Consider the following 21,031-nt stretch of genomic DNA (forward strand, 5'->3'; position numbering starts at 1 on the left):
GGCGTTGCTATAAGAAGGCGCCGTTTCGTGCGCCGGAGGACCCCGTGGCCCCAGCCCCGCTCCTTGTGTTCACCGATCTCGACGGAACCCTGCTCGACCACCACACCTACCGGTGGGACGCGGCCGGGCCGGCCCTGGAGGCCCTCGACCGGGTCGGGGCCCTCGTGGTCCTGTGCTCCTCCAAGACCCGAGCCGAGATGGAGGCCGTGCAGGCGGACCTGGGCCTGTCGGGCCCCCTGATCGTGGAGAACGGGGGGGCGGTGGTGTCCACGGGGGCGGGGGTGCTGGAGTCCGGGCTCCCGGACCGGGTCGGGGGCCGGCCGGCCAAGGTGTTCGGCACCGCATACGCGGAGCTGCGCCGGGCCCTGGAGGCGCTCCGCGAGGAGCTGGGGGCCGACCTCCGGGGGTTCGGGGACCTGTCCCCGGCCGAGGTGGCCCGGGTCACCGGCCTGCCGGAGGACCGGGCCCGGCTCGCCAAGGCCCGGGAGTTCGACGAGCCGTTCTTTTGGGAGCCCGCGCCGTCGCCCGCGGAGGTGGCCCGGGCCCGGGAGATCCTGGCGGGCCGGGGGCTTCGGCTCACCCGGGGGGGAAGGTTCTGGCATCTCACGGGCCCGAACGACAAGGGTCGGGCCGTGGCGTGGCTGATCGAGCAGGTGTCCCGGCTGGGGGGCCGGCCCCGCACCCTGGCCTTGGGCGACGGGGAGAACGATCTGCCCATGCTGTGCGCGGTGGACGAGGGCGTGGTGGTGGAGAGGGGAGACGGCGGGCACCTGGCCCCCCTGCCCCCTGGCCTGCGGAAGGTGCCGGGCCGGGGGCCGGTGGGTTGGAACCGGGCCGTGCTGGATTGGCTGGCCCGGCACGCGGGGGGGGAGCCGTGAGCCGTCCGGCTAGGAGGACGGCCCGGGGCCGGGCCCGCCGCCGGACCCGGAGTTCACCCCTGGGTTGGGTGGGGTGGGTGGTCCTGCTCCTGCTGCTCGGCTCGGCCGCCGGAACCGGTTGGCTGTGGTGGACCGGTCGGCTGGTGCCGCCCCAGGACCTGGCCCGCCTGACCGCGGTGGGCCGGGCGCGGCACCGGGTCACCCTGTACTTCGCCGACCCCCGCTGGACCCGGCTGGTGGCCGAGGAGCGGGAGGTGCCGGCCGGCCTGGGAACCACCGAGCTGATGGGGCGCCTCGTGGAGGAGCTGTCCCGGGGCCCGGGGGAGGACGGTGCGGCCCCGGTGCTGCCCGAAGGGGTCCGGGTTCGGGGAGCCTACCAGGGCTCGGAGGGGTTGGCGATCCTCGATCTCGACGGATCCACGCTTCAGGGGTTCTCGGCCGGGGGGGCCTCGGGGGAGCTCCTCACGGTGTTCGCGCTGGTGAACACCCTGGTCGAGAACGTGCCCGGGGTGCGGGAGGTCCAGATCCTGGTGGACGGCCAGGAGCGCGAGACCTTGGGGGGGCACGTGAAGATCTCAGACCCCCTGTCGCCGGATCCCGACCTGACCGGCCGGTGACACCGGGTTGCGTTCAAACCAAGAGTCCCCGTAGGGCGGGGCATGGGGCCTGCTTCCGGCCGCGCGCGAAGCCGAGCATGAGATTCGCCGCGCAGGCACGGGGCATCAGCGGTGACTTCATGACAGACCGGCCGGCACGAACGATTCCACGGTGCGAACGTTGGAGGCGCTGCGCGGCGAGCCAAGGAGCCGCACGCGGCTCTCCAGCAGACCCCATGCCCCCCGGACCGTGGGGTGAAGGCAAAGAGGCATAGTGATTCCTGGAACGCTTGGGAATCCGTTGGGTTTTCAAATCTCATAGCATCCCAGCCTCCCAGCGGGCCGAAGGCCTAGACCGAAGACCGTCGACCGACGACCGTAGACCGATTGCGGCCGGGTCGGTTGTGTGGAGCCGGGAAGATGAAAGACATCCGAAACTTTGGAATCTTCGCCCACATCGACGCCGGAAAGACCACCCTTTCCGAGCGGATCCTCTACTACACGGGCCGCACCCACAAGATCGGCGAGGTCCACGACGGCCAGGCCGTCATGGACTGGATGCGCCAAGAGCAGGAGCGGGGCATCACCATCACCGCGGCCACTACCCGGGTGGAGTGGAAGGGGCACCGCCTGAACCTGATCGACACCCCCGGCCACGTGGATTTCACGGTGGAGGTGGAGCGGTCGCTGCGGGTGCTCGACGGCGCCGTGATCGTGCTCGAGGCGGTCTCGGGCGTCCAACCCCAGACCGAGACGATCTGGCGCCAGGCCGACCGGTACCGCGTTCCGCGGATCGTGTTCGTGAACAAGATGGACCGGGTCGGGGCCGACTTCGGCCGCAGCGTGGACAGCGTGCGCGAGAGGTTGGGCGCCGTGCCCGTGCCGGTGGTGACCCCCCTGGGCGCCGAGGCGCGGTTTCGCGCCTGCCTCGACCTGCTTCGGGGCGAGGTGCTGGAGTGGGACGATGCGGACCGGGGCGCCACCATGACCCGCCGGGCCCCCGAGGGGGACGAGGTCGCCGAGCTGGAGACCCGGCGCGAGGCCCTGCTGGAGGCCCTGGCCGACTTCGACGACGCCGTGGCCGAGGCGTTCCTCGAGGGAACCTGGCCCGATCCGAATGAGCTCCGCAAGGTGCTCCGGCGCGAGACCCTGGCGGGCCGGATCGTGCCGGTGCTGGCGGGGTCGGCGCTGCGGAACAAGGGGGTGCAGCCGGTGCTGGACGCCGTGGTGGACTACCTGCCGAGCCCCCTGGACGTGCCCCCCATCCACGGGGTCCATCCGGACACCGGGGCCGAGGAGGTGCGCCGGGCCTCCGAGAAGGAGCCGTTCGCGGCCCTGGCGTTCAAGATCCAGCAGGACGTGGGCCGCAAGCTCACCTACGTGCGGGTGTACTCCGGCGTGTTCCGCGGGGGACGGCTGTACAACGCCACCCGGCGCAAGGTGGAGAAGCCGGCCGCGGTCCTGCGGCTCCACGCCGACAAGAAGGAGCGGGAGGTGGAGGCCCGGGCCGGCGACATCATCGCCCTGACCGGGCTCAAGTGGACGGTCACCGGCGACACCCTGTGCGACCAGGACCACCCCCTGCTCCTCGAGACCATCGCGTTCGCCCCGCCGGTGATCAGCGTGGCCGTGGAGCCGGAGCGCAGCCAGGACGAGGCCAAGCTCCTGGAGGTGCTGGAGCGCCTGGAGGAGGAGGACCCCACCTTCCACCACGAGGTGAACGAGGAGACCGGCCAGACCCTCATCTCGGGCATGGGCGAGCTCCACCTGGAGGTGCTGGTGCGCCGGATGAAGGACGACTACAACCTGCCGGTGCAGGTGGGTCGGCCCCAGGTGGTGTACAAGGAGACCGTGGAGGGCGGGGCCGAGGCCGAGGCCACCTTCGACCGCACCCTGGGCGACAAGCGCCACTGGGCCACGGTGCGGGTGCGGGTGGCCGCGGCCGACCGGGGCGTCGGAAACCGCGTCACCCTGGCCCCGGCCGGGGAGCTGCCCGAGGCGGTGGCCCAGGCCGTGGAGCAGGGGATACGGGAGGCCTGGCTCAGCGGCGAGCTCGGCGGCTACCCCGTGGAGGACGTGGACGTCGAGGTGCTCTCCGTGGGGTTCGACCCAGAGAACCCCAGCGAGATGGCGTGCAAGGTGGCCGCGAACCAGGCGTTCCGCGAGGCGTGCCGGAGCGCCGGCCCGGTGCAGCTCGAGCCGATCATGCGGGTCCAGATCCAGGTGCCCGACGAGAACGTGGGTGACGTGATCGGCGACATCAACGCCCGCCGGGGCGAGGTGCGGGGCATGAGCACCGGGGCCGGCATCACCGAGGTGGAGGCCCTGGTGCCCCTGCGGCGGATGTTCGGCTACTCCACCGACCTCCGGTCCAAGACCCAGGGCCGGGGCACCTTCCAGATGCTGTTCGAGCGGTACGACCGGGTGACGGGGTGACCCCGACCCCGCCGCTTCCCATCCTCTATCAGGACGATGCCTGCGTGGCGGTGGCCAAGCCCGCAGGGCTCCTGGTCCACCCCGTGCCCAAGATCCGGGAGAAGGACTCGGTCCTCCGGCGGTTGAGGGACCACCTGGGCCGATGGGTCTACCCCGTGCACCGGCTCGACCGGGCCACTTCGGGGGCCCTGGTGATGGCCCTGAGCCCCGAGGCGGCGCAGGTTCTCGCAGGGGCGTTCCGGGAGGGTCGGGTGGAGAAGGTCTACCACGCGGTGGTCCGGGGATGGACCGACCCGGAGGGGGAGATCGACCGGCCCCTCAAGGACAAGGAGACCGGGGCGGTGCGGCCGGCCCGCACCCGGTACCGCCGCCTGGCCACGGCCGAGCTCCCGATCCCGGTGGGGCCGTTCCCCACGGCCCGGTACAGCCTGCTGGAGGTCCGGCCGCTCACCGGCCGCACCCACCAGATCCGCCGGCACCTCTCGGGCATCGCCCACCCCGTCGTGGGCGACACGGTCCACGGCGACGGTCGCCACAACCGCATGTTCCGCGAGCGTCTCGGCGTGCCGGGCCTGTTGCTCCACGCCCGGGTCCTGGTCTTTCCCTCCCCGGCCACGGGCGAGCCGGTCCGGGTCACCGCTCCCTTCGACGAACGCTGGCGCAGGGCCCTGGATGCGTTGGGATGGACGGGCTAGTTCGAAGGATATTACCGCGGCTCGTAGTCCCCAGGTCCCCCCTTCAACCTCCCGATCCCGCCGTGACGATCGTCCACGACCGGCACAGCTACGACCAGGAGAAACGCGAGGCACTCCTGGCGTGGGAGAGGAGGGTGCGGGAGATCGCGGGGGCCAGATAGACCAAAGGCTCTCTCCGGGGAGGGAGTCTTGCCAGGGCTCCGGGCGGCTTGTCATCGCCGTGTGCCCGAGGCCCGCTGCCCGCAGGCAGTCTCGCTAGCCCGATTGATCGGGGATACTTTCTTCTTCCGCTAAGCCTTCTTTGGGGGGCTCTTCCATGTGGACTCCGGGGTGAAAGCTCCACGCCGGAAGCATCACGTTACCCCAGGGGCCCCGCCCCGTTACACCCAAAAGGAACTCCCGCGCTGCGGCGAACAGGATAGTACTGCCGTTAACGTGCACCAGCGTGGTGCGCTGATCTTCCGGCACGGTCTCATCCACGCGGAAGAAGCCCACAGCGTCCAACTCGATGCCGTACGGGCTCGGGTGATCTTCGTCGTAGGCGACCCGGATCTTTAGGATCAGGCGGAAGCGCAAGGGGTCTTTGGTGTTGACGCTGACCTGAGGCTGCGCGCTGAGCTTGATGGGCACCTCTTGATTGGTGTCGGTGTTGGCGAAGTTCGGGTTCGCCTCGACGAGTACCCTGGGGAAGAAGTAGTTCTCAAGCCGCAAGGGGGGCGCTTTCATCGCACTCCTCCTTTGCAGCCGGTATCTCGGTTTCACGATACGTGTCCGCCCACCCTTCCGCCGCTTGAGTCCACTGGCCTGGTCTCCCTGGCCATGGAAGTTTCTCCCAGACCGTCGCCCGGCTCTCTTCGCACGGCCCGGGATCCAGGTGGATATGCACTCTCTCCCCGAACGCCGCGGCGATCTTTGTCATGGTCTTGATGGTGAAGTTGGCGTTGCCCGAGAGCATCTTGGTGACGTACGCCTGGCTAGTGCCGAGGCGTCGGGCCAACTCCGCCTTGTTGATGCCGTGCTTCTCCATCAGTCGGTGGATCTCCAGGGTGAAATCGTGAACGGCGTGAACGGCCAGAAACTCGGGGTCTTGGTCGAGGCCGTCGAAGTACTTCTGAAATACGCTCATGGCGTCTCCTCCCAGTCGCGGGCGAGGGTCCCGCCTTTCTTGGCCTCCAGGTAGCGCTTACGCCGGGTCTTCGCGCGGTCGATCTCCGGCCTGGGGGTCTTCTGCGACTGCTTCACAAACCCGTGTGAGCAGAGGATGAGGCTTCCGGCCTCATCGTCGTAGAACCACAGAATCCGTGCACGTCCGTGGCGGAACTCCCAGATGCCGCCCCCAAGATGCTTGCAGTACTGCGTCTCGCTGGGGCGACCTCCCACGCTGACGCGCTCGATCAGGTCGAGAAGCCCGTTGAGGTCTGCCGATCTACCCTTCTCGAGTTCGGCAAAGAAGTCCTCAAGGTCACAGCGCCCCGTGTCGGCCGCGATGGCGCAGACCCGGTGTCTTCCTTTTCGGACGGTGATGAGGCGCATATTAACTTATCGGTTAAGGGATGCAAACGCTAAAATTGCCAGCCCAAGATAATGTGTGTCTGTGCCCGCCGACCTCAAGATATGCCGCCCACCCATGCCCTTTGTCCACGGGGGTCACCTCGCGCATGTCTTCCCCTTTTCTTCAGATCATCGCCCGGGTGCCCGCCTGAACCGCCAGGGGGGCGTTGGATCAGACAGTGACCAGACGCCCCGCTTCGCGGCCCGGGCCTCGAGGGCGACGAGCGTCACAGCAGCTTGACCAGGGCGGCGGCAACGACGGCGGCTTGGGTGCCCGTCTCCTCTATTTTGCCCCTACAGTGGCAACCCCGTGGGTCACATCGTGGAAGGCCAGGAGGCATGAGAGGTCGGCGGGGTCCAGTCGCGCGCGCTGGGTCAGGACCTCCCCCTTGATCTCGATCAGCACGCGCCGTGCGGAGACGATGCGATCAAGGTCCTCCGGGCTCACTTCGCAGAAGGTGGTCTCGAACGCTTCGCCGGTGTCCGTGATGTTGCGCCTGCCGTCGCTTCCCGTGCACGTCAGGACGATCTTGTCCCCGTCGGCGATGAACGTCATGGCTTTGCCCGGCGAGAGAAACGCCCAAGTCGGGCCCACCCACTGGGCGAAGAATCCCAGCTTGAAGCCTCTTCTGTCGCTTGTTGCCGATGCGCCGAGATACCAGATGCCGTTCTGAACGGTGCCCCCGCTCAGGATCAGGGAGTCGAGGACCACGCATTGGGCGTCTTGCAACGGGTCCTTCCACTTTCGGATCGGGCAGAGAGGCCCGCCTGCGAACGCCCCGGAACTGACCAGACATAGAACCGCCCCCAGAAAAACGCCCCTCCGTACCCCCTTCACGTGAACGCCCCCTTGATAGGTGAAAGGTTGCCCCCGCTTTCTCGCCAGTTACACCGTCTGCCCGATCATCCGGAATCCGGGCGCCCCTCTGTGATCCCCTCATGCGTCGCCTTTTCCCCGCACGAGCACGGGCTGCCGAGCCTGGTCTGAACCACCCGGTCGGAAATGCAACCATGTTTCCGTGCCCTCGTCCATCAGGATCAGGACCAAACCGCGGGTGTCTGGGCAAGAGCGGTTCCGTTGGCTGCTGGTCGGAGGCGCATGGGGAGGAACGCTCGGTTGAACGGCCGCGTTTGAGTGTGAAGAAGCGCTCATGGGCGCACGCCTGTCGGGGCGGGAAAACCACCGGATCAAGGAACCAAACGAAGAATCGTTGGTGCCCGGGGCGGGATTCGAACCCGCACGGCCTTGCGGCCTAGGGATTTTAAGTGACCGAATCCGGCGATTCGCCGGGTTCCGGTAGCTTTTGGCTGGGTTTCTGTTTTTCCTTGCGTTACATGGGGTTATGTGTGTATTCTCGGTGCGTCGGCGTCCGCCGGGGTGCGGTGGTACCCGGAGCGAAGCGGACACTTTTCGGACACTTTTTGACGGTGTCCGACGGACACGTCGCCACCGAGGGACCCTATGCCAGCCCGCTTGTTCACGTCCGCGTACCTGCGGAGTCTCCGGCCGAAAGATAGACGTTACGAGGTCAGGGAGCCCGGTGGCCTCGGGCTCTGGGTGTACCCATCGGGCCGGAAAACCTGGATGTACACGTACACGGTGGGTGGGCGGAAGTTCCGGCTCAAGATCGGGGAGTACCCCCGGGTGGGGCTGGCCGAGGCGCGCAAGCTCGTGGTGGCCGCGAAGGCGGACATTGCGCAGGGGATCAACCCCCAGCTCGCCACGCGCAGGAAGCGCCAAGAGATGAAGCGCCAAGGTCTTACTGTGCGCGACCTCGTGCGGGCCTATATCGAGCGCTGGGCGAAGCCACGAAAGCGCTCCTGGGCCGAGGACCAGCGCCGGCTCAAAGCGGACGTGGTGCGGGCGTGGGGCCACCGGCCGGCGTCGGAGATCACACGGGCAGACGTTCGCGAGCTTCTGGACGAGGTGCTTGAGCGGGGGCCCTACGCGGCGAACCGGCTGTTTGCGACGATGCGCCGGATGTTCAACTGGGCGGTGGAGGTGGACCTCCTGCCGGCGTCGCCCTGTTGGCAGGTGCGGATGCCGGCCCAGGAGCAGCCCCGGGAACGGGTGCTGACGCCGGCGGAGATTCGGGCGTTCTGGTGGGGGCTGGAAGGGTTCTCCCATGTGCGAGGGGATGCGTTTCTCCCCCGGGACTCAGTGCGCCGGGCGCTGCGCGTGCTGCTCCTGACGGCCCAGCGGCCCGGGGAGGTGTCGGCGCTTCCGTGGGCCGAGGTCGAGGGGGAGTGGTGGACGATCCCGGGGGAGCGCACCAAGAACCGCAAGACTCATCGTGTGCCTCTGACGCCCCTGGTGCTGGAGCTCCTGGGCGAGCCGGGGGGCGAGTGGGTGTTCCCCGGCCGAGCAAAGCCGATCACGCCCACGGATCTCGGGCACGCGATTCAGCAGTACCGGCGCCTCACCGGGGTGGAGCGCTTCACCCCCCACGACCTGCGCCGGACCGCGGCTTCGGGGATGGCCTCGTTGGGGGTGCCCCGGCTCGTGATCCGCCAGGTGCTGAACCACACCGACCCCACGGTGACGGCCGTGTACGATCGGCACAGCTACGACCGGGAGAAGCGCGAGGCGCTGGAGGCGTGGGAGCGGAGGGTGCGGGAGATCACGGGGGCCAGATAGACCGAAGGCTCCCTCCGGGGAGGGAGCCTTGCCAGAGCCCCAAGCGGCTTGTCATCGCCGTGTGCCCGCGGCCCGCTGCCCGAAGGCAGTCTCGCTAGCCCGATTGATCGGGAACAGCATCTCGCTGCCTACGCGGGAGTGATTTGCAAGAGCGTGTAGTGGGCTCGCTCCATGCCTGTGGCCTCATTGCGAATGACAACCTTTTCAGCCGCCCCTTTCACTCGTTGCCCAAGGTGGAGGGGGGTGATCATGTCGTGGAAAAGGTCTTGGGCGAAAGTGAGCGAGACCTTTTCACCGGTGTCCAGCATGACCTTGACCCGACCCCTGCGTGCCAGTTCGTCCACCACTCCCTCAAACTCGACCCTTTCCGGCTCCCGCTCTTTGAGTGAGTTCAGGATGCTGGTGATCCTATGCAGATCAGCCTTGCGTCCTGTCCATTGACGGGCCTCTCCCGCTGGGGTGCGCCAATAGAAGTTGGTCTCGAGGTCCGCCTTGAGTATCGCGTCTAGTAACTCTCCCAACTCCCGACCCGCTGCGGCTCCGACTTCCGTTGCGCACTCCACTGTTTCCTCAGCCGATTCTGCTTTCAGAACGTCGAACACTCGCTTGAGGGCCTCCTCGCTGAGGCTGTGACCGAAAAGATCCATCTGGTCTTTTTTGGCGAGTGTCTTGGTGGAGATGACGATTTTGGTCGATCCAGGAGACACAGCGGCTAGTCGCAGATCGAGGGTTTCTTTTAGGTCTCTGGGCACAGGGCCGCCACGGGATGACCGGTTAGACCTCATAAAGTGTGCCGTACGCAGCACTACCTTGAAAAAGCGAGCTGCGATATTCCCGGCGAGATCGAGCGGAAGCGTTCCCCAAACGGCCTTTTCTCCCTTGAGTTGGATGGTAATGTATTCGTTCCGCCTGGATTCGAGTTCTTGGCGCAGTTCTGCCTGGAGTTCCGCTAGGTGGCTTTCAAGGCTAGATGCGGAGAGCTGGTAGGCGAAGTCGTCTGGGGCTTCTTCGAGGTGCAAACGGTCTTTTTCCAGGAGCTTCTCGGCTTCGGAAATTCGTGTGCGGAGCCACTCGACGTTGGTAATCATGGCCGCACCTCCAGCCTGGCGATGCCCTTGGGGGTGTTGTGCCGGTCGAAACCGAACACGCCGCGCCAGTACATCATCAGGTCGTGATTCTCCAGAGGGTAGAAGAACGCATGGCACCCGAACCGGAGCTTCATCTCTTCTGGATGCATTACAAGCCATCCTAGCAGATTTTTGTCGCGCGGCGAGAGGGCATTCGCCTCTCGCGCGGACGCGCCGATCGCCAGGTCGACGTCCCCCGGGTACGGCTTCGTTGTGGCATAGGAACCATTGATCCAGACGACCATGGATATGGGCACCGTGAACAAGTGGCCCAGGTATTTCGTCAAGCCTTCTGTGAGCCGTGCCCGGTGTTCCCGTCCTTCGTTGAACGGGTCGACAAAGACCCGGTGAAGGTCGTCCAGAGCGACATCGTGAAACCCCGGCGGGAAAAGCGGTGGGTACCCCCCTGGCATAGCCTCTCCTTTCTCGAATGGATGGACTACCTCCTCAGGGCATGGCGTAAGAACCAATCGGCATCGTCAAGGCGCGGCTTTACGCCTCCCCCTCCTCCACTCCCACGGCGGCCTCGGGTCTGGGAGCGACCACAGCCCCCGCTTGGCGGCCCGGGCCTCGGCCTCGAGGACACCGAGCTCGTGGTCATCCGGGGCATAACGCCTGTACCACCACGCGAGGCCGGCGCGCACGAGCTCCCGATTGAGGCTCCGGCCGTCCGGGAGGATCACCTCGGCCACCAGTCGCCCGTACCGGTCCCGACCGTGCTCGATGAGGGTGACGGTCTTCCCGAAGGCGAGTTCCGAGGCGAACTGCTTCGCCCTCTTCCCGAAAGGCTGCCGGCGCTCCGGGCAGTCGATGCCGTAGAGGCGGACTCGGATCTCCTGCCTGTTGACGAGGATCTTCAGGGTGTCGCCGTCCACTACCCCCACTACCAGCCCCTGGAGGGAGGCCGCGAGGGCAAATAGAGGGAGAAGAACGAGGGCGGCCGCCGTTCTTCTCAAGGGGTCAAGTCCCAAGGTGCCGCACGGCGACCCTGGCCTCTAGCGAATTCGGGTGCCGCCGGAGGAGTTCCCGATAAAGCACGTCCGCCTTATTCTTGTCGCCGTCCCGCCTAGCCTCTGAAGCGAGGTGGAGGAGTTCCTCTGGTTTTGCGTTTTTCAATTCTGCTAGAAAGGGTGGCGGTTCTTCGGACGGCTTGGCAGGCTCTGACTCTCGCGCTCGTGGTTGTACGAGATCCGCCTGACATTTGGGACACCGGATCGCCTCTGGGTGAATCTTGCTTCTGCAGTAAGGACACCGTTTGCCCCCTGCGAACAGGGCGATCAGGAGCCCAAATGGTCCGAGAAAGACCCCCCCAATGAAACCAAGGAATGCGCTCCCACCTCTCGATGATGCAATGAGTGCTGAACAAACCCCGAAAAGAATCCAAATGACAAACGCGCCAGTGAACATTGCCAACCCCCTCCGTGCTTAGGCTAGCTTCCTCGCCATCCAAACCGCCTGTCCAATCACCCGGAATCCGGGTGCCCCCTCCTTGATCACCTCCTTTCCGTAGCGGGGGTTGTCGCTGATGATCTCGATGCCGCCGCCCAGGGCCGGATGCAGCCGTTTTACCAGCAGCCTGTCGTCGATTCCGATGGCGTAGAGCTTCCCAGGCCGCAACTCCCGTTTGCCCTGGTGGATCATGATCACGTCGTTCTCGTAGAGCGTGGGCTCCATACTGTCACCCTCCACCCGCATGAGCACGAGCTGGCGGGCCGGGCCGATTTGCTTGAGCCACTCTGTCCGGAAATGCAACCACGTTTCCACGCCCTCGTCAATCACCACCGACCCGCCGCCACCGGCGAGCTTGGGTTTCACCAGTGGGATGGGGGTGTAGGTGTCGGAGGAAACCACACCTTCTGATTTGCCTTCCGGTTCGATGATGTAGTCCTCCAGATCAAATGACACATCACAAACCTTCGCCACCCGCCTGAGAAGCTCCGCCTTTGGCGACGTTTCTCCGCGCTCGTACCGCTGGATGGTCGGAAGAGAAACCCCTACCAATCGGGCGAATTCTGACTGGCTCATCCCCATTTTCTTGCGAACCGCTCGCAACTGCTCACCGATAGTCGCCATGCTGGCCCTCCGGGAAAAAAACGCCAGGCATCGTTTTTGATGTTGACGATGCATCATGTTTGATCTATCATTCCCACATCCCGCCGCCCGCTGGCGGGAGCACAGGTTACCACAGGACCGGAGGGATGGAATGGACAAGAGGGAGATCTACCTGGAGCTGATGCGCAGGGGGGTGACGGCGGAGCAGATCGCGGTGGAGGTGGGGTGCGATTCGTCGGTGGTGCAGCGGATCATCCGCCTGGGCCGACCGGGTCGCCCCGGCACGAAGGGGCATGCTGCGGCCCACCGGATCGCGGAGGTGATCGAGCGCCCCTTCGACGAGGTGTGGGGGAAGGAGGCGGCGTGATGAGCGCAGACCACACCACCATCCACGTCCGGGTTCACCCGGAGGTGAAAGAGACGCTGGATAGGCTGTCGGCCAACCTGGAGCAGATGAACGACCTGCTCAGGGAGAACCAGCGCCTACTTGCCGAGTGCCTGAAGGGCGCGCTTTGGGTCACGGACCGTAGGGGAGAGGCCCAGGGCGGAGGGATGTGATGAACGAAAACCGTACGTATCGCCTCAACCTCGATCCAGAGACCAGGAAGGCGATGAATCGCCTCTCGGCCAACCTGGAACGGGTAGCCCCAGGGGTCCTTGCACGAATCCCAGGCTCATTGATCGTGGCGCTGGCTGTGTTCGTGTTTTTGGCCGCGGATGCCTTTTTGAAGCGCTCGGTGGATTACCCCCTCATCGATCGGGGTCTCATCACCATCAATTCGAAGCTGTACGTGAAACTTGACGACAGCCTGCTTGAGGCGGTGTGCCAACCAGCCGGCTATGAAGCCGAGCAAGGCCGCGTCCAGTTCGTCCCGGAGGGCCAGATGGATGAGGGTGAGGTTCTCGACGTTGAAGTCGAGAAACCGGCGCTCGATCGGCGGCGGGGAGAGAAAGACGACGCCCTCAGGGGCGGTGGCGCGGAGAACGGCATAGAGCGACGGGTTGGCGGTCTCGATGCGGATTGAAACGGGCATGGTTCGCTCCTCCTTGGGTGAAACGGGTTACGAGGCCGGGCCCAAAGTAGCCCAGGGAGGGGCCTTCGAGAAGGAGGCGGCGTGATGGAGAGGTTCATCCGGCCGAAGGCGTTGGCGGAGCTGTTGGGGATCGGCAAGAGCAAACTCTACGAGATGGTGCGAGACGGCGAACTCCCCCGGCCCTGCGTGTTGTCGCGAGACCGGAACGGACACCCGCGCATCGTCGGGTGGTGGGAAGGGGATCTTGAGGAGTTCCGGGAGCGCACCAGGAAGGAGGCTGTGTGATGGGAGACGTGATCCGGATCCACGACTCGTCAGTGGACCGGCGCCCCGGGATGGAGGCCGCGGCGGAGTACCTGGGCCGGCCCCGGCGGCGGGTCCCAGGGTGGGCGGTGGTGGTGCTGGGGGCGCTGGCCCTGGCGGACGCCTGGCTCCTGTGGGTGGTGACGCGATGATGGCGCTCACGGCAGCGGAGGCCAATGCGCGGATCGAATCCTGGGCGCGGCACGGGCTCGTGCTCTGGAACGATCTCGAGACGAAGAGCACTCACGCCAGCCGCGTGTGCCCGGAATGCCTCGGCGGCGTGCGCGTGGTGTCCCTGGGCTACCGGTGCGCCCGGGGCTGCGGGTGGGAGCACCTGCGCAGCGATAGCGACAGCGACCACCAAGACCACTGACCAACAACGGGAGGACCCGACATGACCGTGACCGAACTGCTCCGACACGCAGCCGACCAAATCGAGGCCCTTGGCCTCAGCGACGACGACATTGTGGGTGGCACGTGGATGCGTAACGGCGCCATGGGAGAGCCCAAGGCCCACATCCAGCTCTGGCCCGAGGCCTGGATGCGCATCAAGCCCCAGGCGGCCTGGTGGGAATGGCGTCGCGACATGCAGACGGGCAAGCACTACCACTGCACCGCGTTTCTGGGCCACGGGCTCTACGCCACCGTGGTGCTCGACCAGAAGCCCAAGGCCGACGGCAGCGTTCGTCGAGCCGCATGAGGAGGTGAGCCATGGCATGGGTGTACGTACCACCGACCGAGCGAGACCTGGCCGAGGCCGCTATGCTCGACCGCGCCGCCGAGCACCTGCGTGCCGCCGTGCGCGAGCTCGATGGCACCTTCAGCGGCGCCAAAGCGTTCGCCAGGCGCGCCCTGCACGAGGCCGAGGCCCGAGCCGCCAAGCTCCGCCGCGGCCCCGAGCGCTGGGTGCAAGACGAGGCCAGGCAGGCCCCGGCTGAACCAGAGAGCTGCTCGCGGTGTGGCAAACCTGGACCGTTCCGGCTGATCGAGATCCAAGGCGTGCCCGCCTGGTACCACCAACCTCCAAACGGATGCTGCGGGAGCTTTGCCGCGACCGATGAGCCGATCCCCGAGACCTACGGCGGCACATACCGCACGCAGACGGCATTCGGAACGAGAACAGGCGATTGAGCCCCCTCGTTGCCCGGGGCAGGGTTTTCCTCCTTTCCCCTCCCCGGGCCTTTTTGACAACCGCCAGGGCAACGAGGCCCTGGATCCAGCGACAGGAGGCACCAATGCAGACGGCAGAGAAGGCCACAGACCTCGTGGTGATCGACAACCAAAGGGCGCTTCCGGCCGTGCAGACGCGGCTTGCGACCGATGCGGCCGGCGCGTGCAAGGAGATCGTGATCCGGACGGCGCAGCAGATCAGCGGGCGCAAGTACGTCCGAGTGGAGGGCTGGCAGGCCATCGCCAACGCCTTCGGGTGCGTGGCGAGCGCCCGGGACGTGGAGCGCGTGGAGGGCGGATACCGGGCCATCGGCGAGGTCCGGCGCATCGCCGACGGCATGGTGATCGCGACCGCCGAAGGATTCGTCGGCGATGACGAAAAGCTCTGGGCCAAGCGGCCCGAGTACGCCCGCCGGGCCATGGCGCAGACCCGGGCGATCTCCCGAGCCTGCCGGAGCGCGTTCGCGTTCGTCGTGGTGCTCATGGACGCGGGGCTGGAGACAACGCCCGCCGAGGAGATGGTGGGGGTGGAGATCGTGGACGATTCTCCACGGCCCAACAAGACCCCGTCGAAAAAGCCCTCCACAAAGAAGAACGCCACGTCCGACCCCGTGGAGACCGTGCGCGCCCTGGCTCGGGAGCAGGGCCTCACCGACTCCGACCTACTGGACTACGTACGCGCCGCCCCGGGCGAGACCTTGGCCGACCTCGGCACCGAGGCCCTCCGGGAGCTCTACCGCGATCTCAAGGCCGGCGCAGTTCCAAAAATGGAAGACGTGAAGGATGAGCCGGCCAAGGCCGCAGTGTAGCACGTGCCAATACGCGGCATGGCGGGGTTGGGTGATGCGCTGCCGCAAGGCCACGGCAGACGTGGAGCCCACCCGCCCCGCCTGTAGGCACTACTGGGACCTCGAAGAGAAGCGTTACCCCCTGCGGGAGAAAGACCATGCCGAGCATCAATAGGGCGCAGATCCTAGGCCATCTCGGGCAGGACCCCGAGGTCCGGTACACGGCAGCAGGCACTGCCGTCGCCAATCTCTCGCTCGCCACGAACTGGAAGGGCAAAGACGGCCGCGAGTCCACCGAATGGCACCGAGTGACCGTGTGGGGCGACCAAGCGGAATGGATTGGGAACGCGGCAAAAAAAGGCGACCTCGTGTTCGTAGAAGGCCGGATCCAGACCCGCAAATGGGAAGACCGGGAGGGCAACACCCGGTACCAGACCGAGATCGTGGCACACACGGCCGTGCCGCTGGGTCGCACGAAAAAGGCCCAGAACGCCGAGCCCGATCCCAACGACGACATCCCCTTCTAGGAGGTGCGCCATGTTGCTGACGCAGGACCGATTGGACCAGGCCGAGCGGCACGCGGCGGTGCAGCGGGCGACGCTGGGGCTCAAGCGCGCCCTCCCTTGCCCCGGCTGCGGCCTAACGGCCGAGCTGGAAATCCTGGAGACGGATCCGGTCGGACATGAGCCCTGGTATCGCGTGCGCTGCGGCTGGTGCGACTGGCAGGGGCCGGAATGCGACACCCCTGCCCTGGCGGTGGCCGAGTGGAACACGAGGGGTTCGTGATGAGGCAACCGCTGAAGGAGGATAGCCCATGAAACCACAGACCCGAGCCGTGCTGCGTGCGCTGGAACAGGGCCACACCCTCACGCCCATGGAGGCCCTGCGGGACCTGGGCGTGGGGCGGCTCAGCGCCAGGATCAAGGAGCTGCGTGACCTGGGGTACCCCATCGAGACCGAGAGGGTCACGGTGCCCACCCGGGGCGGGGGCGCCGTGGTGGCACGGTACAGGCTCGTGGGGAGGGAGGTGGCGGCATGATTTGGCTCTTGATGGTGCTCATCTTCGTACTCGGCGGTCTCGTTGGTGTTGGCGTGGCGATTTTGTGGTTCTGCCACAACGTGAGGTTGTGGAGGTAAACGCTTGGGCAGAAGCAGACCGGAGAACGGCATGACGAGACGGCGGTTCGATCCACCAGTCAACGAACTCGAACGCCTCATCAACGAGGCAGACAGGATGTATGCCATGGCTAGCGCGGCCGGGACCATGACGTACGGCATCATCAGCCTACGCGATGGCCTGGTGAAACTGCACCGCAGGCTCTACGTGGCCGTGAACGCACACTGCACGTGCGGCGGCAGGGGGGCTGACGACCCTGATGCGTGCCCTGCGTGTTCGGTGTGGCACGCGGCTGTGGGGACTCTAGAGGAGTGACCTGGGCCGAAAGCGCGCTGCGGCGTGGTGGGAACACGCTGAGGCACGGGTAGGTCGAAGAGGAAGGGCCCCGTTCGACAGGTGGAGGCCACAGATCAGGGAACTAGGCCCTGCACAGCCGGTTCGAATCCGGCCAGCGCGTGAGTAGGCCCGCCAGTTCAGCGACATGAAACCCCAGGGTTTGGCATGAGTGAACAGGAGGCGACGATGCAACCGGACTTCGTGCTGGAAGGCGACCTCAAAGGCGTGACGGTGAAAGCCAACAACGGCAACACGAATCGGCTGGTGCTGACGCTCACGGGGGAGCGGGAGGACCTCTCGGATCCAGAAATCCAGCAGGCCATGGACACGGGCAGCGTGTACGCAAGGCGCGTGCTGGAGCTCACCGTGGAGGCTGGGCCCCGGTTCGAGGTGGGATGGATTGCCGCGATCGCCGTGAAGGCGCACCCCGAGCACGGAACGGTGCTGACCTGGCGGGTGGCGGCCGAGGTCCGACTGGACCAGGTGGCCGACGTGCTGGCGCAGATCGTGCCGAGGCAAGGCGCGTGGATCGGTGTCAGCGGCCGCATGCCGCGGCGGCAGCTCGACCTCGCTGGGATAACCCACGATGCAGCCAAGGAGATCGAGGCGGGCCTCAAGGCCAAGGGGCACGACGTCACGGTGGAGGTCGTCCGGCCGGACGGGGAGACGGATCCACATAGGGCCTTTGCCGACGAGATCGCGGCCGGGATGCAGGCTCATGGCGTCCCGGTCGTGGACGCAGGGGAGGCCGCGTGATGCGGCTGCGGGGGCCCACTGCCCGGCGCAGGCTGCGCATGGGGAGCCGAGCGGAGGAGGAGCTGGCCGTGCAAGTGCAGGTGGCCGGCCTGCCCGAGCCGGAGCGGGAGTTCCGGTTCCACCCGGCCCGCAAGTGGCGGTTCGACTTCTCGTGGCCCGACCGGAGGCTGGCCGTGGAGGTGGAGGGCGGGGTCTGGACCCAGGGACGGCACGTGCGGGGCCAGGGGTTCGAGGCCGATTGCGAGAAGTACGCCGAGGCCGTGGCCATGGGCTGGCGCGTGATGCGCGTGACGCCCCGGCAGATTCGCGATGGCCGAGCCCTGGACTGGATCACACGGGCGCTGAGACGGGAGGCGTGAGGTGGCACGGATACGGACAATCAAGCCGAGTTTCTTCTTAGACGACGAACTCGCAGAGCTCCCTTACGCGGCTCGGCTGCTCTTTGCGGGCCTGTGGTGCCTGGCGGATCGCGAGGGCCGCCTCGAGGACCGGCCCAAGAGGATCAAGGCCGAGGTTCTCCCCTACGACGACGAAGACGTGGACGCGCTACTCACCGCCTTGGCCGAAGCCGGGTTCGTGCAGCGCTACGAGGTGGACGGTGCGCGGTACATCCAGGTGGTGAACTTCGCGAAGCACCAGAAGCCGAACCACCGTGAGGCCGCGAGCACGATTCCACCGCCCGGTGGCAACGGGTCACAACCTTTCCCGGGCACACCCGGGCATGCCCAGGAAAGGCAGGGCACGCGTGACAATCCTTCCCGGGCATACCCCGGGGGAACAGGAAGGGAACAGGAAGGGAATATAGCATCCTCCTCCCTTCGGTCGGAGGATGCTTGCGCGGAGCCTTCGCGAGCTCCGGCTCCCGCGCTGCCGGCCGGCACCGCCCCGGGGCGAGATGAGGCGCCACCCGACAACGCCGACCCGCCCCCAGTGATCACGCTGCCCACGAACAGGCGAGGCACCGAGTACCCGGTGACCAAAGCCCAGGTCGCCGAGTGGGCCGAGCTCTACCCCGCCGTGGACGTGGTGCAGGAGTTGCGCAAGATGCGCGGCTGGCTCCTGGCCAACAAGACGCGGCGCAAGACAGCACGGGGCATGCCCAAGTTCATCAACGCCTGGCTGACCAAGGAGCAGGACCGGGGAGGCGCGAAGGCCAGGGCCTCGCCTGCGACACCCACGTCAGGCAACGGAAGGGGGCTGGCGGCTGCTGTGTCCAAGTTCGGCGCGAGAGTTCGGCAGGAGGTGCACCATGACGACGGAACAGGCGACCGAGATCGTGGCGAGGGTGTTCGCGCGTTACCCGGGGTCGGCCGCAACGGTTGACGAGCTTGTGGTTGCCGAATGGGTCGCGGAGTTCCAGGAACGGTTCGAGGCGTACCCGCCAGAGAAGATCTTGGAGTACGCCAGGGATGCGACACGTAGGATGCCAGGGCAGTACGCGCCGAGCTTGCCTCAGCTCTGCGAGGCGATCCTGGAACGGCTGCACCGGGAGGAACAGACCCTCTTGCGCCTGGTGGAGCCGCCACCCAGTGAGACCGAGCGCAAGCGGGCACAGGCGTTCCTGCGCGAGATCTCGGCCAGGATCGGCCGGGGAACGGAGGCTGCGTCATGAGCGGCTTGGTGGGACTGGACGTTGTGAACGCGCTGATGGACCGGGTGGCGGCCGTGGAGCTTGAGCACGGGCCGATCGCGACCGCTCACGAGGGCTACGGCCTCTTGGCCGAGGAGGTCGCCGAGCTCCTGGACGAGATCCGCCACCGGGACCGCGTCTGGCGCCGGATCGAGGAAGAGGCCATAGACGTGGCCGTGGTGGCCCTGCGAATCGCCGCGCTGGCCCGGGCCCACACGGCGGACCTGTGGAAAGACGAGGGTGGCCATGGGATACGCTGCGCTCAAGCTTGCTGATCCCACCCCTCCTGCCGCACCCCCCGAGCAACGCCTGTGGCAGGCCGTCGTGAGGCACGCTGTGGAGACGCTCCTCTACCCCGAGCAGCAGTGCCGACGGATGCAGCGGCGCGATCCAGAGCTTCTCGTAGAGCAGGAACAAGCGTACTTCAGGTCGCCCTTGTTCGAACTGCACTGTTCGTGGGCCGGACTCGATCCGTTCAAGCTACGGGCGGCGCTGCGGAAAGCGGGGCTGCTGTGAACCAGTGGCGTATGGGAGGGAGGTGACAGATGGCGAGATTGACGAAGTGCTCTTGTTGCGGCGGGGACGTGTCCTCCCGCGCGTGGTTCTGCCCCTCCTGCGGGCACCCTGTCTCTTCCCTGGAGTGGACGGACACGGACAAGGCTATAGCGGCCGTCCTCACCGTGATCGTTCCCGGAGGGGGGCATGTGTACAAGAAGCAGTTCCGACAGGCGTTCCTTTGGTTCTGCGGGGTGCTGCTTGGATACGCCCTCTTGCTTGTTCCGGGGCTGGTGTTGCACGGGTTCTGTGTTCTGTCCGCCATGAAGGCGCCAGAGTAGGCGGAGAGAGGCTGAATGAAGGGCGACCGGACCATCAGGCGTTGGCTGGTGTTCCTGCAGCGAGTACGGCAACAGCGCCCACTGCCTGTCTGGTGTCCCAAATGCCAAACCCCTCTGGGCAAGGTTTGGGGACGCTACGAGTTGCGCTGCACGTCATGCGGCAAGATCACGGCCGGGATGCGAAGTTGAGATAGGGCATGTTTCGCTATTGCGAGGCCTAGACATGCTCGTTTAACTGTGCATCGAGACTCCACGGAGGGAGTGCCCAGGCCGCGCAGGGAGAGGCTGACCATGGATGGAGCCGCCCGAGGGGGTGGAAGGCCCCCGCACCGAAAGAGACCCGCCTTGGCAACGGGATTGTCCGTTGTTCTGGCGGGTTTTGTCTTTACGGGTCCTTCCGGGGCCGAAAACCGCGGGTACGCGGCGAGGCGCGATGTTTTCCTAGGCACCGGGGCTGCCTAAGGGGACCGGGACCAATGGCAGCGGAGGGTTGCACGCAACGGCAGGTGGCCGAGGCCTTGGGAGTCTCCCCCCGCCACGTGAGGCGGTTGATCGAGGACGGGGTGCTCCCCAGGCCGAAGGGCCCCCGTCGGTACGACCTCGCGGCCTGCGTGGAGGCGTACTACCGGTGGAAGTTCGACCGGGGAGACGACGGGGACTCCCCCGACCTGGCCCGGGAGCGGGCGTTGCTGGCCCGCAGTCAGCGCCAGAAGGTGGAGCTGGAGCTCCGGGTGCGCCGGCAGGAGCTCGTGGAGCTCGACCGGGTGGAGGCGGCGCTCACCGACGTTTTCGCTCGGTGCCGGGCAAAGCTCTTGGCGCTCCCCACGAAGGCGGCGCCGCTCCTGGTAGGCGTGGACTCGCTTCCGCGGGTGAAGGACGCCCTCGATGGGCTCGTCCGGGAAGTCTTGACGGAGCTCGCCACGCTCGACGTGGAAAGACTGACGGAATCGCATGGGGCTGACGGAGACGATCCAACGGGCGCTGAGGACATGGGCCCCGCCGCCGAAGCTGACGGTGAGCGAGTGGGCCGACGCAAGGCGCGTGCTCAGTCCCGAGGCAAGCGCAGAGCCCGGGCAGTGGGCCACTGA

General features: G+C 66.6%; 33 protein-coding genes. 25 read left to right on the forward strand and 8 right to left on the reverse strand.

Annotated elements, in window-relative coordinates; genetic code table 11:
• Window positions 1-44 precede the first annotated feature (44 nt).
• From DEFCA_RS0118415 to DEFCA_RS0118430, 4 genes are all read left to right on the forward strand, one after another.
• Complete coding sequence (locus DEFCA_RS0118415; RefSeq protein ID WP_025324467.1) at window positions 45-878, forward strand: HAD-IIB family hydrolase; 834 nt, start codon at window positions 45-47, stop codon at window positions 876-878.
• Complete coding sequence (locus DEFCA_RS0118420; protein ID WP_169709642.1) at window positions 875-1,495, forward strand: GerMN domain-containing protein; 621 nt, start codon at window positions 875-877, stop codon at window positions 1,493-1,495. The genes DEFCA_RS0118415 and DEFCA_RS0118420 overlap by 4 nt, the downstream gene beginning before the upstream one ends.
• 399 nt (window positions 1,496-1,894) lie before the next feature.
• A complete protein-coding gene (gene fusA / locus DEFCA_RS0118425) occupies window positions 1,895-3,910 on the forward strand; it encodes an elongation factor G (RefSeq protein WP_029734371.1) in 2,016 nt (671 codons plus the stop codon).
• On the forward strand, window positions 3,907-4,605 hold the full coding sequence (locus DEFCA_RS0118430; RefSeq protein ID WP_029734372.1) for a pseudouridine synthase: 699 nt from the start codon (window positions 3,907-3,909) through the stop codon (window positions 4,603-4,605). The genes fusA and DEFCA_RS0118430 overlap by 4 nt, the downstream gene beginning before the upstream one ends.
• 255 nt (window positions 4,606-4,860) lie before the next feature.
• Here DEFCA_RS0118430 and DEFCA_RS0118440 read toward each other — a convergent pair whose 3' ends face one another.
• From DEFCA_RS0118440 to DEFCA_RS0118455, 4 genes are all read right to left on the reverse strand, one after another.
• A complete protein-coding gene (locus tag DEFCA_RS0118440; RefSeq protein ID WP_025324470.1) occupies window positions 4,861-5,331 on the reverse strand; it encodes a protein-export chaperone SecB in 471 nt (156 codons plus the stop codon).
• A complete protein-coding gene (locus tag DEFCA_RS0118445; RefSeq protein ID WP_025324471.1) occupies window positions 5,306-5,731 on the reverse strand; it encodes a helix-turn-helix domain-containing protein in 426 nt (141 codons plus the stop codon). Before DEFCA_RS0118445 ends, DEFCA_RS0118440 begins: the two co-directional genes overlap by 26 nt.
• Window positions 5,728-6,138, reverse strand: coding sequence for a type II toxin-antitoxin system RelE/ParE family toxin (locus DEFCA_RS21145; RefSeq protein ID WP_025324472.1), 411 nt, complete (start codon window positions 6,136-6,138; stop codon window positions 5,728-5,730). The genes DEFCA_RS0118445 and DEFCA_RS21145 overlap by 4 nt, the downstream gene beginning before the upstream one ends.
• 301 nt (window positions 6,139-6,439) lie before the next feature.
• Window positions 6,440-6,868 carry a hypothetical protein gene (locus DEFCA_RS0118455; protein WP_169709643.1) on the reverse strand — a complete coding sequence of 143 codons (429 nt, stop codon included), beginning with the start codon at window positions 6,866-6,868 and terminating at the stop codon, window positions 6,440-6,442.
• 750 nt (window positions 6,869-7,618) lie between these two features.
• On the opposite strand from DEFCA_RS0118455, the gene DEFCA_RS0118460 reads away from it, so the two are divergent.
• Window positions 7,619-8,794: a tyrosine-type recombinase/integrase gene (locus tag DEFCA_RS0118460; protein ID WP_025324474.1), complete on the forward strand. Its 1,176-nt coding sequence runs from the start codon at window positions 7,619-7,621 to the stop codon at window positions 8,792-8,794.
• Window positions 8,795-8,922: 128 nt separating this feature from the next.
• Here DEFCA_RS0118460 and DEFCA_RS22525 read toward each other — a convergent pair whose 3' ends face one another.
• The 4 genes from DEFCA_RS22525 to DEFCA_RS0118480 all read right to left on the reverse strand — a co-directional run bounded on the left by DEFCA_RS22525 (window position 8,923) and on the right by DEFCA_RS0118480 (window position 11,994).
• Window positions 8,923-9,882: a hypothetical protein gene (locus DEFCA_RS22525; protein WP_169709644.1), complete on the reverse strand. Its 960-nt coding sequence runs from the start codon at window positions 9,880-9,882 to the stop codon at window positions 8,923-8,925.
• Window positions 9,879-10,334, reverse strand: coding sequence for a DUF6932 family protein (locus DEFCA_RS24730; protein ID WP_407919183.1), 456 nt, complete (start codon window positions 10,332-10,334; stop codon window positions 9,879-9,881). Before DEFCA_RS24730 ends, DEFCA_RS22525 begins: the two co-directional genes overlap by 4 nt.
• A 66-nt stretch (window positions 10,335-10,400) precedes the next feature.
• Window positions 10,401-10,877 (reverse strand): thermonuclease family protein, encoded by a 477-nt coding sequence (locus DEFCA_RS0118475; RefSeq protein WP_025324476.1) that lies wholly within the window; start codon window positions 10,875-10,877, stop codon window positions 10,401-10,403.
• A gap of 469 nt (window positions 10,878-11,346) precedes the next feature.
• Entirely contained in the window at window positions 11,347-11,994 is a 648-nt protein-coding gene (locus DEFCA_RS0118480; protein WP_169709646.1) for an XRE family transcriptional regulator, read from the reverse strand.
• Window positions 11,995-12,124: 130 nt separating this feature from the next.
• On the opposite strand from DEFCA_RS0118480, the gene DEFCA_RS0118485 reads away from it, so the two are divergent.
• From DEFCA_RS0118485 to DEFCA_RS23855, 20 genes are all read left to right on the forward strand, one after another.
• Window positions 12,125-12,340: a hypothetical protein gene (locus DEFCA_RS0118485; protein ID WP_025324478.1), complete on the forward strand. Its 216-nt coding sequence runs from the start codon at window positions 12,125-12,127 to the stop codon at window positions 12,338-12,340.
• A complete protein-coding gene (locus tag DEFCA_RS0118490) occupies window positions 12,340-12,531 on the forward strand; it encodes a hypothetical protein (protein WP_025324479.1) in 192 nt (63 codons plus the stop codon). Before DEFCA_RS0118485 ends, DEFCA_RS0118490 begins: the two co-directional genes overlap by 1 nt.
• Window positions 12,531-12,998: a hypothetical protein gene (locus DEFCA_RS22535; protein ID WP_169709647.1), complete on the forward strand. Its 468-nt coding sequence runs from the start codon at window positions 12,531-12,533 to the stop codon at window positions 12,996-12,998. The genes DEFCA_RS0118490 and DEFCA_RS22535 overlap by 1 nt, the downstream gene beginning before the upstream one ends.
• Window positions 12,999-13,091: 93 nt before the next feature.
• A complete protein-coding gene (locus DEFCA_RS0118500; RefSeq protein WP_025324481.1) occupies window positions 13,092-13,292 on the forward strand; it encodes a helix-turn-helix transcriptional regulator in 201 nt (66 codons plus the stop codon).
• Complete coding sequence (locus tag DEFCA_RS22540) at window positions 13,292-13,462, forward strand: hypothetical protein (protein ID WP_169709648.1); 171 nt, start codon at window positions 13,292-13,294, stop codon at window positions 13,460-13,462. The genes DEFCA_RS0118500 and DEFCA_RS22540 overlap by 1 nt, the downstream gene beginning before the upstream one ends.
• Window positions 13,459-13,683, forward strand: coding sequence for a hypothetical protein (locus tag DEFCA_RS0118510; RefSeq protein WP_025324482.1), 225 nt, complete (start codon window positions 13,459-13,461; stop codon window positions 13,681-13,683). Before DEFCA_RS22540 ends, DEFCA_RS0118510 begins: the two co-directional genes overlap by 4 nt.
• Before the next feature lie 21 nt (window positions 13,684-13,704).
• Entirely contained in the window at window positions 13,705-14,010 is a 306-nt protein-coding gene (locus DEFCA_RS0118515) for a hypothetical protein (protein ID WP_025324483.1), read from the forward strand.
• Between the two features lie 11 nt (window positions 14,011-14,021).
• Window positions 14,022-14,441, forward strand: a complete 420-nt coding sequence (locus DEFCA_RS0118520; protein ID WP_025324484.1) for a hypothetical protein — start codon at window positions 14,022-14,024, stop codon at window positions 14,439-14,441.
• Between the two features lie 104 nt (window positions 14,442-14,545).
• Complete coding sequence (locus DEFCA_RS23850) at window positions 14,546-15,289, forward strand: hypothetical protein (RefSeq protein WP_025324485.1); 744 nt, start codon at window positions 14,546-14,548, stop codon at window positions 15,287-15,289.
• 137 nt (window positions 15,290-15,426) lie between these two features.
• A complete protein-coding gene (locus DEFCA_RS21830; protein WP_025324486.1) occupies window positions 15,427-15,795 on the forward strand; it encodes a single-stranded DNA-binding protein in 369 nt (122 codons plus the stop codon).
• 10 nt (window positions 15,796-15,805) lie between these two features.
• Entirely contained in the window at window positions 15,806-16,054 is a 249-nt protein-coding gene (locus tag DEFCA_RS0118535; protein WP_025324487.1) for a hypothetical protein, read from the forward strand.
• Between the two features lie 28 nt (window positions 16,055-16,082).
• Window positions 16,083-16,307 (forward strand): helix-turn-helix domain-containing protein, encoded by a 225-nt coding sequence (locus DEFCA_RS0118540; protein ID WP_025324488.1) that lies wholly within the window; start codon window positions 16,083-16,085, stop codon window positions 16,305-16,307.
• 129 nt (window positions 16,308-16,436) lie between these two features.
• Window positions 16,437-16,700 carry a hypothetical protein gene (locus DEFCA_RS0118550; RefSeq protein ID WP_169709649.1) on the forward strand — a complete coding sequence of 88 codons (264 nt, stop codon included), beginning with the start codon at window positions 16,437-16,439 and terminating at the stop codon, window positions 16,698-16,700.
• Between the two features lie 207 nt (window positions 16,701-16,907).
• Window positions 16,908-17,477 (forward strand): hypothetical protein, encoded by a 570-nt coding sequence (locus DEFCA_RS0118555; protein WP_025324490.1) that lies wholly within the window; start codon window positions 16,908-16,910, stop codon window positions 17,475-17,477.
• Window positions 17,477-17,836: an endonuclease domain-containing protein gene (locus DEFCA_RS0118560; RefSeq protein ID WP_245693507.1), complete on the forward strand. Its 360-nt coding sequence runs from the start codon at window positions 17,477-17,479 to the stop codon at window positions 17,834-17,836. The genes DEFCA_RS0118555 and DEFCA_RS0118560 overlap by 1 nt, the downstream gene beginning before the upstream one ends.
• Window position 17,837: 1 nt before the next feature.
• Window positions 17,838-18,800: a hypothetical protein gene (locus tag DEFCA_RS22545; protein WP_169709650.1), complete on the forward strand. Its 963-nt coding sequence runs from the start codon at window positions 17,838-17,840 to the stop codon at window positions 18,798-18,800.
• Window positions 18,727-19,089: a hypothetical protein gene (locus tag DEFCA_RS21155; RefSeq protein ID WP_025324492.1), complete on the forward strand. Its 363-nt coding sequence runs from the start codon at window positions 18,727-18,729 to the stop codon at window positions 19,087-19,089. Before DEFCA_RS22545 ends, DEFCA_RS21155 begins: the two co-directional genes overlap by 74 nt.
• Window positions 19,086-19,382: a hypothetical protein gene (locus tag DEFCA_RS0118570; RefSeq protein ID WP_025324493.1), complete on the forward strand. Its 297-nt coding sequence runs from the start codon at window positions 19,086-19,088 to the stop codon at window positions 19,380-19,382. The genes DEFCA_RS21155 and DEFCA_RS0118570 overlap by 4 nt, the downstream gene beginning before the upstream one ends.
• Before the next feature lie 270 nt (window positions 19,383-19,652).
• Window positions 19,653-19,943: a hypothetical protein gene (locus DEFCA_RS0118580; protein ID WP_025324495.1), complete on the forward strand. Its 291-nt coding sequence runs from the start codon at window positions 19,653-19,655 to the stop codon at window positions 19,941-19,943.
• Window positions 19,944-20,482: 539 nt separating this feature from the next.
• The gene (locus DEFCA_RS23855; RefSeq protein ID WP_245693508.1) at window positions 20,483-21,031 is read left to right on the forward strand and encodes a hypothetical protein; all 549 of its coding nucleotides are present in this window, start codon (window positions 20,483-20,485) and stop codon (window positions 21,029-21,031) included.

The organism is Deferrisoma camini S3R1 (genome assembly GCF_000526155.1).
Classification (GTDB): domain Bacteria; phylum Desulfobacterota; class Deferrisomatia; order Deferrisomatales; family Deferrisomataceae; genus Deferrisoma; species Deferrisoma camini.

Bases quoted from the DNA above. Each gene is read 5' to 3' on its own strand.
- DEFCA_RS21145 (WP_025324472.1), bottom strand. From the start codon at position 6,138: ATGCGCCTCATCACCGTCCGAAAAGGAAGACACCGGGTCTGCGCCATC.
- DEFCA_RS0118535 (WP_025324487.1), top strand. From the start codon at position 15,806: ATGTTGCTGACGCAGGACCGATTGGACCAGGCCGAGCGGCACGCGGCG.
- DEFCA_RS22540 (WP_169709648.1), top strand. From the start codon at position 13,292: ATGGGAGACGTGATCCGGATCCACGACTCGTCAGTGGACCGGCGCCCC.
- DEFCA_RS24730 (WP_407919183.1), bottom strand. From the start codon at position 10,334: ATGCCAGGGGGGTACCCACCGCTTTTCCCGCCGGGGTTTCACGATGTC.
- DEFCA_RS0118520 (WP_025324484.1), top strand. From the start codon at position 14,022: ATGGCATGGGTGTACGTACCACCGACCGAGCGAGACCTGGCCGAGGCC.
- DEFCA_RS0118500 (WP_025324481.1), top strand. From the start codon at position 13,092: ATGGAGAGGTTCATCCGGCCGAAGGCGTTGGCGGAGCTGTTGGGGATC.
- DEFCA_RS0118480 (WP_169709646.1), bottom strand. From the start codon at position 11,994: ATGGCGACTATCGGTGAGCAGTTGCGAGCGGTTCGCAAGAAAATGGGG.
- DEFCA_RS21830 (WP_025324486.1), top strand. From the start codon at position 15,427: ATGCCGAGCATCAATAGGGCGCAGATCCTAGGCCATCTCGGGCAGGAC.
- DEFCA_RS0118485 (WP_025324478.1), top strand. From the start codon at position 12,125: ATGGACAAGAGGGAGATCTACCTGGAGCTGATGCGCAGGGGGGTGACG.
- DEFCA_RS0118550 (WP_169709649.1), top strand. From the start codon at position 16,437: ATGACGAGACGGCGGTTCGATCCACCAGTCAACGAACTCGAACGCCTC.
- DEFCA_RS0118570 (WP_025324493.1), top strand. From the start codon at position 19,086: ATGAGCGGCTTGGTGGGACTGGACGTTGTGAACGCGCTGATGGACCGG.
- DEFCA_RS23850 (WP_025324485.1), top strand. From the start codon at position 14,546: ATGCAGACGGCAGAGAAGGCCACAGACCTCGTGGTGATCGACAACCAA.
- DEFCA_RS0118515 (WP_025324483.1), top strand. From the start codon at position 13,705: ATGACCGTGACCGAACTGCTCCGACACGCAGCCGACCAAATCGAGGCC.
- DEFCA_RS0118445 (WP_025324471.1), bottom strand. From the start codon at position 5,731: ATGAGCGTATTTCAGAAGTACTTCGACGGCCTCGACCAAGACCCCGAG.
- DEFCA_RS0118555 (WP_025324490.1), top strand. From the start codon at position 16,908: ATGCAACCGGACTTCGTGCTGGAAGGCGACCTCAAAGGCGTGACGGTG.
- DEFCA_RS0118560 (WP_245693507.1), top strand. From the start codon at position 17,477: ATGCGGCTGCGGGGGCCCACTGCCCGGCGCAGGCTGCGCATGGGGAGC.
- DEFCA_RS0118510 (WP_025324482.1), top strand. From the start codon at position 13,459: ATGATGGCGCTCACGGCAGCGGAGGCCAATGCGCGGATCGAATCCTGG.
- DEFCA_RS21155 (WP_025324492.1), top strand. From the start codon at position 18,727: ATGACGACGGAACAGGCGACCGAGATCGTGGCGAGGGTGTTCGCGCGT.
- DEFCA_RS0118540 (WP_025324488.1), top strand. From the start codon at position 16,083: ATGAAACCACAGACCCGAGCCGTGCTGCGTGCGCTGGAACAGGGCCAC.
- DEFCA_RS22525 (WP_169709644.1), bottom strand. From the start codon at position 9,882: ATGATTACCAACGTCGAGTGGCTCCGCACACGAATTTCCGAAGCCGAG.
- DEFCA_RS0118490 (WP_025324479.1), top strand. From the start codon at position 12,340: ATGAGCGCAGACCACACCACCATCCACGTCCGGGTTCACCCGGAGGTG.
- DEFCA_RS0118460 (WP_025324474.1), top strand. From the start codon at position 7,619: ATGCCAGCCCGCTTGTTCACGTCCGCGTACCTGCGGAGTCTCCGGCCG.
- DEFCA_RS0118580 (WP_025324495.1), top strand. From the start codon at position 19,653: ATGGCGAGATTGACGAAGTGCTCTTGTTGCGGCGGGGACGTGTCCTCC.
- fusA (WP_029734371.1), top strand. From the start codon at position 1,895: ATGAAAGACATCCGAAACTTTGGAATCTTCGCCCACATCGACGCCGGA.
- DEFCA_RS22535 (WP_169709647.1), top strand. From the start codon at position 12,531: ATGAACGAAAACCGTACGTATCGCCTCAACCTCGATCCAGAGACCAGG.
- DEFCA_RS0118440 (WP_025324470.1), bottom strand. From the start codon at position 5,331: ATGAAAGCGCCCCCCTTGCGGCTTGAGAACTACTTCTTCCCCAGGGTA.